Annotated in this window: 14 protein-coding genes; 10 read left to right on the plus strand and 4 right to left on the minus strand. The window is 67.4% G+C overall.

From position 1 onward, the window contains the following. Positions 1-6 precede the first annotated feature (6 nt). The 9 genes from BN3385_RS14215 (at position 7) to BN3385_RS14255 (ending at position 9,120) form a co-directional block, all read left to right on the plus strand. The gene (locus BN3385_RS14215) at positions 7-606 is read left to right on the plus strand and encodes a cysteine hydrolase family protein (RefSeq protein ID WP_059021961.1); all 600 of its coding nucleotides are present in this window, start codon (positions 7-9) and stop codon (positions 604-606) included. 399 nt (positions 607-1,005) lie between these two features. Then, complete coding sequence (locus tag BN3385_RS14220; RefSeq protein WP_059017401.1) at positions 1,006-2,070, plus strand: hypothetical protein; 1,065 nt, start codon at positions 1,006-1,008, stop codon at positions 2,068-2,070. A 209-nt stretch (positions 2,071-2,279) separates the two neighbouring features. Next, complete coding sequence (locus BN3385_RS14225; RefSeq protein WP_059017403.1) at positions 2,280-3,440, plus strand: hypothetical protein; 1,161 nt, start codon at positions 2,280-2,282, stop codon at positions 3,438-3,440. A 163-nt stretch (positions 3,441-3,603) separates the two neighbouring features. Further along, positions 3,604-4,620 (plus strand): hypothetical protein, encoded by a 1,017-nt coding sequence (locus BN3385_RS14230; protein ID WP_059017405.1) that lies wholly within the window; start codon positions 3,604-3,606, stop codon positions 4,618-4,620. 44 nt (positions 4,621-4,664) lie between these two features. Then, complete coding sequence (locus BN3385_RS14235) at positions 4,665-5,147, plus strand: Rrf2 family transcriptional regulator (protein WP_059017407.1); 483 nt, start codon at positions 4,665-4,667, stop codon at positions 5,145-5,147. A 5-nt stretch (positions 5,148-5,152) separates the two neighbouring features. Further along, the gene (locus BN3385_RS14240; protein WP_059017409.1) at positions 5,153-6,271 is read left to right on the plus strand and encodes a TDT family transporter; all 1,119 of its coding nucleotides are present in this window, start codon (positions 5,153-5,155) and stop codon (positions 6,269-6,271) included. 103 nt (positions 6,272-6,374) lie between these two features. Further along, entirely contained in the window at positions 6,375-7,256 is an 882-nt protein-coding gene (locus BN3385_RS14245; RefSeq protein ID WP_059017411.1) for an LLM class flavin-dependent oxidoreductase, read from the plus strand. 15 nt (positions 7,257-7,271) lie between these two features. Beyond that, positions 7,272-8,441, plus strand: a complete 1,170-nt coding sequence (locus tag BN3385_RS14250) for an alpha-hydroxy-acid oxidizing protein (RefSeq protein ID WP_059017413.1) — start codon at positions 7,272-7,274, stop codon at positions 8,439-8,441. 4 nt (positions 8,442-8,445) lie between these two features. Further along, a complete protein-coding gene (locus BN3385_RS14255; RefSeq protein ID WP_059017416.1) occupies positions 8,446-9,120 on the plus strand; it encodes a pyridoxamine 5'-phosphate oxidase family protein in 675 nt (224 codons plus the stop codon). Here BN3385_RS14255 and BN3385_RS14260 read toward each other — a convergent pair. The 4 genes from BN3385_RS14260 to BN3385_RS14270 all read right to left on the minus strand — a co-directional run bounded on the left by BN3385_RS14260 (position 9,068) and on the right by BN3385_RS14270 (position 12,591). Beyond that, complete coding sequence (locus tag BN3385_RS14260) at positions 9,068-10,507, minus strand: MFS transporter (protein WP_059017418.1); 1,440 nt, start codon at positions 10,505-10,507, stop codon at positions 9,068-9,070. The two genes, BN3385_RS14255 and BN3385_RS14260, sit on opposite strands and share 53 nt — an antisense overlap. A gap of 57 nt (positions 10,508-10,564) precedes the next feature. After that, positions 10,565-10,708 (minus strand): hypothetical protein, encoded by a 144-nt coding sequence (locus BN3385_RS28200; RefSeq protein WP_156432753.1) that lies wholly within the window; start codon positions 10,706-10,708, stop codon positions 10,565-10,567. Positions 10,709-11,084: 376 nt separating this feature from the next. Then, on the minus strand, positions 11,085-11,315 hold the full coding sequence (locus BN3385_RS14265; RefSeq protein WP_059017420.1) for a hypothetical protein: 231 nt from the start codon (positions 11,313-11,315) through the stop codon (positions 11,085-11,087). Between the two features lie 103 nt (positions 11,316-11,418). Continuing rightward, complete coding sequence (locus tag BN3385_RS14270; RefSeq protein WP_059017422.1) at positions 11,419-12,591, minus strand: cytochrome P450; 1,173 nt, start codon at positions 12,589-12,591, stop codon at positions 11,419-11,421. Positions 12,592-12,792: 201 nt separating this feature from the next. Between BN3385_RS14270 and BN3385_RS14275 the strand changes: the two genes are divergently transcribed. After that, complete coding sequence (locus BN3385_RS14275) at positions 12,793-13,155, plus strand: hemophore-related protein (RefSeq protein WP_082690469.1); 363 nt, start codon at positions 12,793-12,795, stop codon at positions 13,153-13,155. Positions 13,156-13,166 lie beyond the last annotated feature (11 nt).

Consider the following 13,166-nt stretch of genomic DNA (forward strand, 5'->3'; position numbering starts at 1 on the left):
ACGACCATGAGCGATCCCACCACCCTTCGTGCGCTGGCCGGCCTGCCCCTGGAGCCGGTCAGCCTGGCCGACTCGACGCTGATCCTGATCGACTGCCAGAACACCTATACCGAGGGTGTGATGGAACTCGAGGGGGTGCAGGCCGCACTCGACGAGACGGCGGCCTTGCTGGACCGGGCCCGCTCGGCGGGCATCCCGATCATCCATATCCAGCATGACGACGGACCCGGCTCGCTCTACGACATCACCGGGCACAGCGGTGCCATCGTGGACCGGGTCGCACCGCGGGAGGGTGAACCGGTGGTGGTGAAGAACTACCCCAACTCCTTCGTCGAGACGGACCTCGATGCCCGGCTCAAGGTGGTCGGTGCGGAAAACCTGGTGATCGCCGGGTTCATGACGCATATGTGCGTGAACTCGACCGCCAGGGGAGCGTTCAATCTCGGCTACGCCCCGACCGTGGTCGCCGCGGCGACCGCCACCCGCGCGCTGCCGGGTGTGACCGGTGAGCCGGTGCCGGCCCACAGTCTGCAGGTGACGAGCCTGGCGGCGCTGGCCGATCTGTTCGCCGTCGTGGTTGCGGACGCGAGCTCGATCCCCAGCTGACGACGGCAGCTCAGACAAGGTGTGAGTCACCTGTGAGGCGGCCTCAGATTTCCCGAGAAACCTGAGAAAACCGACCTTCGGTCCGAACGGTTCAGGCTGGGACCTTGGTCCTTAAACATGGTGACCGTGGGACAAGAGTTAGCTGTGATGCGCATCACCTTGCGATTTACCAGGGTGAATGTGGTTTTTTGCTTTACGTGTAGTTAACCGAAAATTGTGTCTATGGGAAAATAAAAAGAATTTCCCTAAAAAACGTCAATATTGGGTTCCACTTAGGTTCTTCTCAGGTAGCTTGTCCCTTGACAGTGCAGTCACCAACGGGAGGAAATCATGCAAATCTCACTTCGATCACATCTGATCGCGGGTACTGCCGCGGTCGTAGGGGCGAGCGCCATCGCGATGACCCCCGTCGTTGCGCAGCACGATCTCGCGCTGCCGGCAATCCAGGCTCCGGCCGCCTCGGCCTCGGTTCAGCTGGCCGGCTTCGACAGCCCCATCACCGAACTGCTGGGCAGCATCTTCCTGGCCAACGAGTACCTGACCGATCCCAGCACGATGGTGCCGCTGCCGGCGCCGTGGACAGGTACGGTCTCGGCCTTCGGCCTGTTGCCGCAGATCATCACCGACGCGCTGCCGATCATCCGGCAGCTGGGCCTCAACGGCTCGGATAACCTCTACTACGGCGTGGGTGGCTTGCTCGACTCCGCCTCCACCGTCAGTGAGGGCGCCTGGAACGCCATCGGTGATCTCGCTTCGCTCGATGTCCAGGGTGCCATCACCACGCTGGTGACGGCGGTTCAGACGGCTGGCGCCCAGGCGCTGGCCGCCGGCAACTACGTGCTGCAGGGCGTCATCGCCCGGGCGACCGCGGTGGTGAACAACGTCGTGCCGATCCTCGGTGCGCTGCCGCAGATCATCATCAACCAGGGCCTGGTCGCCGTGGGGAGCGTCGTCAAGATCGTCACCGACGCTGTGGATGCGCTGAGCCAGGCAAACCCGGTCGAGGGTGTCTGGAACGCGGTGGTCGACGGTCTGCTCGGTCAGGGCGGCGTCCCCGGCGCCTTGCTGTCGCTGACGATTGGCGTGGGCGTCCCGGCGCCGGCTCCCATCAGCGCCTTCGTGCCCAGCATCCGCACGGTGGCTTCGAGCCTGGTGCAGGCCGTCGCCAGCGGTCTGGCCACGCCGAACCCGGCTCCGACGCCGTTCGCGGCCGTCGCCGCCGCCAAGTCGGCTGCTCCTGAAGCTCCGACGGCCGCCTCGCTGCGGTCCGCCGCCGCGGAGGAGGAGTCGACCCCGGCTGCCGACAACTCCAAGTCGGACGAGGGCTCGACCGGTGGCAGCAGCGCCACCGCGGGTGACAACAACAACAGCGGTTCGGCCAGCTCCGATGAGGGCGGGTCGAAGGGCGGCGGCAAGAGCACCGGTGGCTCGAAGCGCGCCCACAAGGCCAAGTCCGCTGACTAACTCACTGGGCTGACAGGTGCCCCTCCTTCCCCGGAAGGAGGGGCACCTCTCTGTCTGGCGCACACACTCAACGCGGGGACCTAGGTCCCGGAATTCCGTGCCACCGCACAAAAGTCATTGACTCCGAAACGTCAATAACCCCTGTCTTCTCAGGCTCATCTCAGGTAGTTTCCGTGGCTGACGATGTCGTCAAAACAAGGGGGACCCTCATGGATATTTCGTTGCGCTCGCATCTGACCGCGGGAGCTGCGCTGCTCGCAGCCACCGCGATCGCAGTCACGCCGATCACCCAGCCCAGCCTGGTGTCGTCGGCCGACCGCGCCGCAACGCAGGCGGTGCGGCTGGCGTCGGTCGCCAGTCCGATCAACGCGATCGCCGAGGTCATCGAGGACGTCAACACCAACGTCTTCTACAACGGGGCCTGGGACGCGCCGTGGAACACGCTGCCCGACCTCGGCGACTACGCCTACGCCGGCTACCAGGGCATCCTGCCCGACATCGCGTTTTGGCCGCTGCCGCTGGCCCAGACTGTCATCACCAATGTGTCCGGGTACGCCTGGGCCGGGATCCGCGGTGTCGGCGACCTGGCTAACAAGACCCTGCAAGCGGTGTGGAATACCCCGTTCGCCGTGGTCGACGCCGCACAGTTTCTGATCGCCGGCGACCCCACCGCCGCGCTGGCCGTGCTGCAGAACCAGATCGTCCTTCCGCTGGAGAAGGGCATCAACTCGGCGCTGAACTCGGCCAACTACATCGTCAGCAACCTCATCGAGAACGTCGGCATCGTGGCTTCGGCCCTCCCGACCCTGGTCACCAATCTGGTGGGCGTGACGGTCGGCGGCACCTCCTACATCCTCAACCAGGCGATCGCGACCCTGACCACCGCATTCGGCCAGCTGACCAGCGGCCAGTTCGAAGCCGCCTGGAACACCGCGGTCAACGGTTTCCTGGGTCGCAACGGCACCCTGGGCTATCTGGAGAAGCTGACGATCGGGCCGGGTGTGGTCACCGCCGACCCGACCAACCCGGTGATCCCGAGTCTGCGGGCCGTCGTCACACAGGGCACCCGCCAGCTGGCGGACAGCTTCTATAACGCGCCCTACGACCCCGCGGCCGGCCCGTTCCAGCCCGCAGCGGCGGCGAAATCGGCGGCGCCGTCCACGGTCTCGGCGCTGCGGGCGTCCGCGGAAGCTACGACCACGGACGCCACCCCGGCCGCCGATGAGGCGACGTCCACCGGCGTGACGCCGGGCGACAACGGCAGCGCCGGGCCGTCCTCGTCGGACAACGGCTCGTCGAAGAGTGCCGGAAAAAGCACCGGCGGCTCCAAGCGGGCCCACACGGCCAGTGCCGGAAAGTCCTCCGAGTAATCCCACGGATCGTCAGGTGCCCCTCCTTCTCGAAGGGGGGGCACCTTGCTGTGGACGGCAGGTGTTTGCGTTTTGCACAGGAAGAGGCCGATGCGTGATTGGTTTCTCAGTTTCCTCTCAGGTATTGTTAAGGCTTCAAATCGGCAACAAGGCGGTGACTTCAGTGCGGCGGGGTATCGGTACGGTCCTCACCACCGGTGTGGTGCTCGTGGGCGCCACCGTCGTCGTCGCTAATCCCGTTCTGGTTCCCCAGTCCGACGTCCGGGTGCCTGCCGTCGAACTGTCGGCCGGCAGCGCCGGCTCGGGTGGCATGTTCGATCAGGCGCTGATCGAGGCCATCGCCCTGCAACCCACCGACTCCGCGCCGGTAAGTGCGCTCAAGCGGATGCTGGCCGAACTGGTCGCCAACGCCACCCTGCTCGGCGGTAAGGCCGTCGAAGAAGTCTTCGACGCCCACACCGCGATCTCGGCATCCGCTCCGACGCCGGCGCTCACTGCTGTCTCGCTGCCCTATCTCCCCGTCCAAGCGGTGCCGGCCGGACTGCTCGACGAGGTCGGCCCCATCGCCGTGCCTGCGATACCCGATGCGGTCCGCGATGTCGACCCGGTGCTGCGTCAGGCGCTGACCACGCTGGCCGATGACGTGGGCTACGTCGGTGGCCAGGTCGTGGTCGCCGCCGTGACCGCCGGGGCGCTGGTGTCCTCGGAACCCAAGCTCATCGTCGACACGATCGCCGCGCTGGCAGCCGGGGACCTGCGGACCGCGGTCGTCACCGCCATCACCGCGGTGTCGGCGCCGATCGTCGCGCCGCTGATCGTCGCCGACGCGGTCAACACCGTGGTGCGCAAGCGCTTCATCGACGTGCCGGCCGCCCAGCCCGCTGCTGCCGAGGATGCCCCGGCTCCGCGTGCGGCGACCGCGGCCGGTGTGCGACGCCACTCGGCGGCCGAGGTCAAGGCCGCTGCCAGCGCCGCGGCCGTCAGCCCGAACGGTGCCACGGACGTGACTGACGGCAACAAGGCCCGGCCGCGGGCCGGTGCCAAGGCGGGGGAGTTGCGGGCCAAGGCCAGCGCGGCCATCGAGTCCGCGCATGCCGCGGCGGACCGATTCGGTGACGCGGTGCGTACCGCACTGGGCCCGCGGGCCAAGACCGATTCGGCCACGTCGGCCGACAACTGAGCACCTGCGGCGATTGTCAGCGCCGCGGTGGCAGAATTCGCGGCATGCGAATGTCGGCGAAAGCGGAGTACGCCGTTCGCGCCATGACCCAACTCGCGTCGGTGGACGGCGGAGTGCTGGTCACGACCGAGGACCTCGCCAAGGCCCAGGGCATCCCGGCACAGTTCCTCGTCGACATCCTGTCCGCGCTGCGCACCGATCGGCTGGTGCGCAGTCACCGCGGCCGCGACGGGGGCTATGAATTGGCCCGCCCGGCAGCCGAGATCAGTGTGGCCGACGTCCTGCGTTGTATCGACGGACCGCTGGCCAGTGTGCGTGACATCGGGCTGGGCGATCTGCCCTACACCGGGCCCACGAAAGCACTGACGGACGTCTGGCGTGCCCTGCGCGCCAGCATGCGCTCCGTGCTCGAGGAGACCAGCCTCGCCGATGTGGCCAGCGGCAGCCTGCCTGACCACGTCGCCGCAATGGCCCGCGACTACCTCAAGCAGGAGAACCGCCGGGGCCACAACGCCGGGGCTTCGTAGCTGCGATGGCGACGCACTCACACGAAGTGTTGGGAAACATCGGACCCAACTGGTTCGCCTCGGTCATGGGCACCGGCATCGTGGCAACCGCGGGTGCCACGCTGCCGATCCAGTTCCGCGGCCTGCAGACCTTCACCCAGGTGGTCTGGGTAATCGCGGCCGTGCTGCTCGTCGTGCTCCTGGTCGTGGTGGGCGGGCACTGGCTGCGGCATCCCACCACCGCGCGCAGCCACGCCCGCAACCCGCAGATGGCGCACTTCTACGGGGCGGCCCCGATGGCGATGATGACCGTCGGGTCCGGGGCGCTGCTGGTCGGCCAGGCCGTGATCGGAGCGCGGTTCGCCGTGGACCTGGCCTGGGTGTTGTGGACCGCGGGCACCATCAGTGGTCTGTTCACCGCGGTGAGCATCCCGTTCCTGATGTTCACCCAGCACCATGTGGAACCCGACGCCGCCTTCGGCGGTTGGCTGATGCCGGTGGTGCCGCCGATGGTGTCGGCCGCCACCGGTGCGCTGTTGCTTCCGCACATGGCGCCGGGTACCGGCCGCACCACGATGTTCTACGGCCTGTATGCGATGTTCGGCCTGTCGCTGGTTGCGGCGCTGATCATCATCTCGATGATCTGGAGCCGGTTGGCGCTGTACGGCACCTCGGGTACCGCACGAGTGCCGACCCTGTGGATCGTGCTCGGTCCACTGGGCCAATCCATCACGGCGGCTGGGCTTTTGGGCCTGAATGCGCACCTGGCGGTGGCACCGGCGCTGGCCGAGAATTTCAATGCGCTGGCCATTCTGTTCGGGGTGCCGGTGTGGGGTTTCGCGGTGCTCTGGATCGCGCTGGCCACCTCGTTGACGGTGCGTACGCTGCGCCGCGGTATGGCGTTCGCGCTGACGTGGTGGAGCCTGACGTTCCCGGTAGGAACGTTCGTCACGGGCACCACGCAGCTTGCCGTGCACACGTCGCTGCCGGCGTTCAAGATAGCCGCCACGGTGGCCTATCTCGGGCTGCTGTGCACCTGGCTGCTGGTGGCGGTGCGCACCACCCGCGGCAGCGTGCGCGGCAACCTGTTCGCCCCGCCGCCGAACGCTGGACCCGTCCGGGCCAGCAAGGACCCCGTCACCTGACCCCCGTTGCGCCGAAACCGACACATGGGCGGGAAAGTACGGGTGGGACACGCCAAAACGTCGACCTCGGCGGCGTGCCAGAATCGCGAACGTGCAGATTGGCATGACGTTGCCGGTAATGGAGCCGGACATCGACGCGGACGTCTTGAAGCGCTGGGCCCGAGCGGTCGACGAGGGCCCGTTCTCCTCGTTGTGCTGGGGTGAACGCATCGCATTCGGTAATCCCGACTCGCTGACCCTGCTGGGCGCGCTCTCGGCGTGGACCGACCGGGTGCCGCTGGTGACCACCGTCGTGGTGCCGCAACTGCACGACCCGGTGATGCTGGCTAAGGCGCTGGCCACCGGCGACATGCTCTGCGGCGGACGACTCGTGGTGGGTATCGGTGTGGGCGGACGCCACGAGGACTACCGCGCGGTGGGGGCCGACCCCAAAACCCAGACCATGCGGGAGATGGCCGAGCGGGTAGCGGTCATGCAGCGCATCTGGTCCGGGGAGAAGATCACCGAATCCGTGCTACCGGTCGGGCCGCGGCCCGCCCAGCACGGCGGCCCGCGCCTGCTGGTCGGCACGATCGGACCCAAGACCATCCGCAGCGCGGCCCCGTGGGCCGAGGGCCTGGCCGGGATCACCCTCGATCTGGACCTGGACAAGCAGAACGAACTGTTCGACGTCGCCCGCACCGCCTGGAAGCAGGAAGGCAAGGCCGATCCCCATCTGGCGACGTCGTTCTGGTTCGCACTCGGGCAGGGGGATGCCCCGCGCGCCCAGGTACACCAGCATCTGCGCCACTACATGAACTGGATCCCCGGCGAGATCGTCGACGCGATGGCGCCCACCACAGGCTGGGCCGGAACCGACGAGGAACTCGTGGCCACCCTGCGCGGGTTCGCCGAGATCGGCACCACCGAGGTGCACCTGATCCCCACCAGCACCGACATCGACCAGTTACGCCGGGTGGCCGACCTGGTCGCCGAGGTCGCCTGAAACGAGGTACCCGCGATGACGCAGCCGTACGGCAACTACCAGATCGAGATCTACTTCCAGGGCCTCACCGGTGTGCTGCCGAGCCTGCCGATGACCTTTGCCGAGCTCGAATCGCGCGCTGCCCAAGCACTTTCCCCCTCGGTGTGGTCCTATGTCGCCGGCGGCGCCGGGGATGAGCGCACCCAGAACGTCAACGCCACCGCGTTCAACCAGTGGGGTGTGATCCCGCGGATGCTCGTCGGTGCCACCGAGCGCGATCTGTCGGTGGAGCTGTGGGGCAGGCGCTGGCCGACCCCGCTGTTCATGGCGCCGATCGGTGTCATCGGGCTGTGTACCCAGGACCAGCACGGTGACCTCGCCGCCGCCCGGGCCGCCGCCCGCACCGGTGTCCCGCTGTGCGTGTCGACGCTGACCATGGACCCACTCGAAGACGTCGCGGCCGAATTCGGCGACACCCCAGGGCTTTTCCAGCTTTACACACCGACGGACCGGGACTTGGCCGAAAGTTTCGTGCACCGCGCCGAGGCGGCCGGCTACGCGGGCATCGTGGTGACCCTGGACACCTGGATTCCCGGCTGGCGCCCGCGTGACCTGGCCACCGCCAACTTTCCCCAGCTGCGTGGCAAGTGCCTGTCTAACTACATCAGCGACCCGAACTTCCGCGCCAAGGTTGACGCGGACATCGACGCCGACCCGCGCAACGCCGTCATGCAGTGGATCAGCGTGTTCGGAAACTCGTTGACCTGGAACGACTTACCGTGGCTACGATCGCTGACGAAGCTGCCGCTGATCCTCAAGGGGATCTGCCATCCCGACGATGCCCGGCGGGCTATCGACGCCGGGGTGGACGGTATCTACTGCTCCAACCACGGCGGCCGGCAGGCCAACGGCGGGGTGCCGGCCATCGATTGCCTGCCTGACGTGGTGGCCGCCGCCGGTGACGTGCCGGTGATCTTCGACTCCGGGGTGCGCTCGGGGGCCGACGTGATCAAGGCCCTGGCCCTGGGTGCCAAGGCCGTCGGTATCGGCAGGCCCTACGCCTATGGGGCGGCGCTGGCCGGCAGCGACGGGATTGTGCACGTGTTGCGCTCGATGCTGGCCGAGGCCGACCTCATCATGGCCATCGACGGTTACCCGACATTGGCCGACCTGACGCCCGCGGCGTTGCGCGCCGTGCGACAGTAGGGGCATGTCGCACCCCTCCACCCGCGTCAGCCGCCTGGCCGAAAAGCAGAACACCTCCCGCGACCGCCTCGACGAGCTGCTCGACGTCACCCCACTGGCCACCATCGCACTGATCCGCGACGGCCACCCGGTGATCTTCCCGATCGGCTGTGCCCGCATCGACGACGAGCTGGTGATCCACGGCTCGACCGGCTCACCCTGGCTGCGCCAGCTCGCCGGCGGCGCGCAGGCGGCGATCTCGGTGACGGCACTGGACGGAGTCCTGGTGGCGCGCAGCGGGTTCGAATCGTCCTTCCAGTTCCGCAGCGCCGTGCTGTTCGGCACTTTCGAAGTGGTGCCGGATGCCGACAAGCTGGCGTATCTGGAGACCCTGACCGATACGTTCATCCCCGGACGGGTCGCCGAGTTGCGGCCCAGTAACCGCAAGGAACTCGCCGCCACCCTGGTGCTGCGAATGGCAATCACACCCGAGAACTGGTCACTGAAGATCGGCGACGGTTGGCCGGAGGATCCCGACGAGGACGTCGCTGCCGGAGCCTGGGCCGGAATCGTCCCGCTGACAACGGTTTACGGGGAGCCGCGCCGCGCCCCGGACTGTGCTGACGACATCCCGGTCCCGCCGTCGGTCAATGCGATGACGGGGGAGCTGTCGAACCGGCGGCGGCCGCCGACCCCCTAGACGCCGCCGTCGGGCGCAGCAGCATGCTGAACACCAGGGCCACCACCCCGATACCGACGCAGGTCCAGAACGCGGCCTGGAACGTCGACGGCGTGCCGGACCCGATCATCGGGCCGGCCCAGGCGAACCCGAGTGAGAAGCCGATCCCGTAGCTGGCGTTGGCGATACCGGGCAGCGCACCAGGTTCCTCCTCGGAGGCCTGCAACACGCCCAACGAACCCAGGGGTGTCAATATCACTGCGGTGCAGGTGAATCCGAACACCACCATCAGCGCGGCAATCGCGTACTTGTGCTCGGCGAACACCGCCATCAACGCCACCACCACGATCGATGACGCCACCCCGGCACGCAGCATCGTGACGAAGCCGACCCGCACCGAGAGCCGGCCGATGAACGGCGCGGTGAGCACCTGCACGATCGCGCCGGGAGTCAGGAACAGCAGGGCCGTCGTCGTCGCATTCAGGCCGAAACCGGAATCGGGGTCCTCGGCCAGACTCGGCACGATGAACCCGTTGATCACCATGAACGAGCCCATCACCAGGACGGTGACCACCAGCAGGGGCCACGCTTCGCGCGTGCGCAGGAACGCGATCTCCACGACCGGGTCGTCGGTACGGCGCGTCGAGATCAGCAGGCCGACGAAGGCCACCGCGGTGGTGGCCAGCCACACCAGGGCGGGGGTGGAGTCCCAGCCCTCGTGTCCACCGTTGGACAGGAACAGCGTGATCCCGGCGACGGTCGTCGCGATCAGCGCCCCGCCGATCCAGTCCATCCGGCCCGACTTGCGGTCATCGGAGGCGTCGCCGGGCACCGCCTTCCACACCAGAACCAGCGCGATCACACCGACCGCCAGAATCAGGACGAACAGCGAGCGGTAGCCCCACAGGTCGGTCATCACGCCGCCCAGGAACGCATCCCCGCCGGCCACACCTCCATTGATCGAGGCCATTACCCCGCAGCAGATGCCGAAGGTCGTCCCGCTGACCCGCGCCCGCAGGATCAGGAATGCCAGGCCGTAGGAGATGTTGGAGGCGCCCTGCAGGAACCGGCCGACGACGACCAATGGCAGCGAGGTGCTCAGGCACAGCACCGTGCCGATGCACAGGATCACCAGGATGCCGAGCAGGACTCGCTTGCGGCCGATGTAGTCGCTCCACCGGATCAGCACCACATTGGCGATCGCCCCGGCCAGATAGAACGGTGTGGAGATGGCGGCGAAGGCGCCGGGTCCCAGTGTTTCGTTGATGTCGCGGACGGCCGGGGCGATCATGGTGGCGTTCAGCGAGAACGACATGAGCGCGAAAACCAGTGCCGTAACCAGGAATACGATCTGGCGACGGCTCAGCGTGTCGGTCTCGGAGGACGCCGCGGCGGATGGCTGGCTCACGGCTTGCTCCTCAGGCTTGGACGCACTCGATCCAGCAACTGGGGGAATAGTAGGGGATCAGCGCCTATTCCACGGCGCAAGCAGCGTTCGCATGAGTTTCCGGAAACTCTCCGGGAACACCACGTCCTCGCCGCGTTCGGCCTCGGCGCGAGCCTTTTCCCGCTCCTCGAAGCTCTTGTTCGCCTCATCGTCGTCGGACACAAGACTCCTAGTTAACGACGGCCGGGTCCGAAGGGTCCCGGACCGATCGGGCCAGGGCCGACGGGACCGGGTCCGATCGGTCCAGGGCCGACCGGGCCAGGGCCAGCGGGCCCGACGTAGCAGCACGGATTGATGTAGACAGTCACGTCGTCGTAGTACTCACATTGGTTGGTTTCCCAGTTGAAGTACATCCCGGCGCCGCACCCGTCTTCGGCATGGCCGACGGCGGGAGTCGAGATCGCTACGACCGGAACGGATGCCAGCGCGAAGACACACCCCAGCCATTGACGTCGCCCACGCTGCATACCCCGCCCCCTTCACCGCCGTGTTCGTACGCTATCGGACACGGCGACCGGCCGGGGCGACTCCGGAAAGCTCAGGCGTGCAGGCGGGTGCTCGGGTGCCGCGACACCGCCGACAGCCACTCCGTGGTTACTCGTACGTCGTCGAGCTGGCGGTCGGTGCCGTCGAGCCGCTCGGATAACTCCCGTAGTTGCCGGGACAGCTCGGCGCGCTGCATGACCAGCCGCACCCGCATCCGTTCCAGTGCGGTCAACAAGATCCGAGCCTCGCAGCGGTCGGGGATGTGCGGTCCTGGCGCGACCATGGCGTAACTCCTTACCTCCGAGTACTTCCAGGTTGCGCCTGTCGGCAATCGGAAAGCTCGTCGTTTGGCACACCCGCAGCGGGTTGGCAGGAGGTGAGGAGATTCACCAGGTGACGGCGAGCGGCACCAGTCCGTGTGAGAGCGAATGGAAACCGGCGCCCAGGCTGGCGATCTCACCGCTCAGTTGCATCTGTGGAAACCGCGGAAGTAATTGGGAGAATACGATTTTGAGTTCCATCCGGGCCAGCGCCGCACCCAGACAGTACCGCATGCCATAGCCGAACCCGACGTGCGCGGCCCCGGTCCGGTTCAGATCGGTGCGGTAGGGGTCGGGGAAGGCCGCCGGGTCGTGGTTGGCCGATCCCGGGTCGAGGAGTACCAGATCGCCGGCCCGGATCGTCACCGGGCCGACCTCGATGTCCTCGCGGGCATACCGCGGGACGCCGATGCCGCCGGGCATCCCCACCCGCAGCAGTTCCTCGATGGCCTTGGGGATGAGCTGCGGGGACTCCAGCAGCGCCTGCCACTGGTCGCGGTGGGTGAGCAGCAGCAGGGACTGCAGCCAGATCTGCATCATCGTGGTCTCGTGTCCGGCGAACAACAGCTGCATGCCCAGCGTCGCGACCTCGAGGTCGGACAGGTCGGGCTCGTCGCACAGCCGGGAGATCACGTCGCCGGGGTCGGCGCGTTTGGCGCTCACCAGTTCCATGCCGTAGCCCAGCAGGGACACCAGCCCGTTCTCCGACTCGGAGTCGTCGGGGGCGAACGCGGCCTGCTCCACCCACACCCGGAACCGGTCCCGGTCGGAGTAGGGCACGCCCAGCAGATCGCAGATCACCAGCACCGGGAAGGGCTGCGCCAGGCTGGTCAGCAGATCGGCGGGCGGACCCGTGCGCTCCATCTCGTCGAGTAGCGCGCTGCACTGGGCCTCGAGCTTGGGCGCCAGCTCCCGCATGTGTTTGGGGGAGAAGTGCGGCTGTAGCAGCTGACGCATCCGGGCGTGGTCGGCCAACTCGGTGTCGAAGTCGCCGATCGGGCCGCCGAACAACGCCGAGGTCCGGCTGCGCGGGGCGTTGGCCGGGTCGCGGTGGGTGCGGCCCAGTCGTTCGTCGTCCATCAGGCGCCGCACCTCTGCGTAGCCCGTTACCAGCCAGGCCTCGTGACCGACGGCAGTCAGCACCTGGTGAATCGGACCGCTCGATTGCAGCGCCTGCAACTCCTCCGATGATCGCAACGGGTGGTCCTGGCGGAAGGGCAGCTGCACGGAAGCGGTCATGGGGTTCCTTCGATGCGGACGTCAGGGGATCCGTCTCGACGGTAGAACGCCAGCAGCATTTTTGGAACTACCAGTCTTGTTTGTTAGTGAGCGGTCAAATCTGTCGGTCGCGCCATTTTCGGCCCGAAAATTCGCTGCGATGGTTGACTGGCGCGCATCCGTCCCACCGCACGGGTGGGTCCCAGGGAAGGTCGCGTCTCGATGACATCTGCACGTTGGTGGCGAAGTGCCGTCGTTGCCGGAGGCCTCGTCGTGGCGGCCCCGCTGTCGCTGGCCGGCCCCGCCTCGGCCGACCCGATCACCGACGCGCTTGCTACTACACCGTGTAGCTACGCCCAGGTCTCCGCCGCCCTGAAGGCGCAGGCGCCGGCGCTGAGTCTGCAGCTGGCCTACCGGCCGGATATGCAGGCCAACCTCCAGCAGTTCCTGGCTCTGCCGGTGGACCAGCGTCAGGCCCAGATCGCCCAGCAGCAGTCGGCGATGGACCCCCAGACCGAGGCCATGCTGGCGGCTGCAGTGGGACCTGCGGTCACCAAGGTCGCCAATACCTGCATGAACTACTGAACCCGGTTTCC

Source organism: Mycobacterium sp. M26 (assembly GCF_001494595.1).
Classification (GTDB): Bacteria; Actinomycetota; Actinomycetes; order Mycobacteriales; family Mycobacteriaceae; genus Mycobacterium.

Coding starts and splice junctions, on each gene's coding strand:
- BN3385_RS14215 (WP_059021961.1), top strand. CDS start 7: ATGAGCGATCCCACCACCCTTCGTGCGCTGGCCGGCCTGCCCCTGGAG.
- BN3385_RS14220 (WP_059017401.1), top strand. CDS start 1,006: ATGACCCCCGTCGTTGCGCAGCACGATCTCGCGCTGCCGGCAATCCAG.
- BN3385_RS14225 (WP_059017403.1), top strand. CDS start 2,280: ATGGATATTTCGTTGCGCTCGCATCTGACCGCGGGAGCTGCGCTGCTC.
- BN3385_RS14235 (WP_059017407.1), top strand. CDS start 4,665: ATGCGAATGTCGGCGAAAGCGGAGTACGCCGTTCGCGCCATGACCCAA.
- BN3385_RS14240 (WP_059017409.1), top strand. CDS start 5,153: ATGGCGACGCACTCACACGAAGTGTTGGGAAACATCGGACCCAACTGG.
- BN3385_RS14245 (WP_059017411.1), top strand. CDS start 6,375: ATGACGTTGCCGGTAATGGAGCCGGACATCGACGCGGACGTCTTGAAG.
- BN3385_RS14250 (WP_059017413.1), top strand. CDS start 7,272: ATGACGCAGCCGTACGGCAACTACCAGATCGAGATCTACTTCCAGGGC.
- BN3385_RS14255 (WP_059017416.1), top strand. CDS start 8,446: ATGTCGCACCCCTCCACCCGCGTCAGCCGCCTGGCCGAAAAGCAGAAC.
- BN3385_RS14265 (WP_059017420.1), bottom strand. CDS start 11,315: ATGGTCGCGCCAGGACCGCACATCCCCGACCGCTGCGAGGCTCGGATC.
- BN3385_RS14270 (WP_059017422.1), bottom strand. CDS start 12,591: ATGACCGCTTCCGTGCAGCTGCCCTTCCGCCAGGACCACCCGTTGCGA.
- BN3385_RS14275 (WP_082690469.1), top strand. CDS start 12,793: ATGACATCTGCACGTTGGTGGCGAAGTGCCGTCGTTGCCGGAGGCCTC.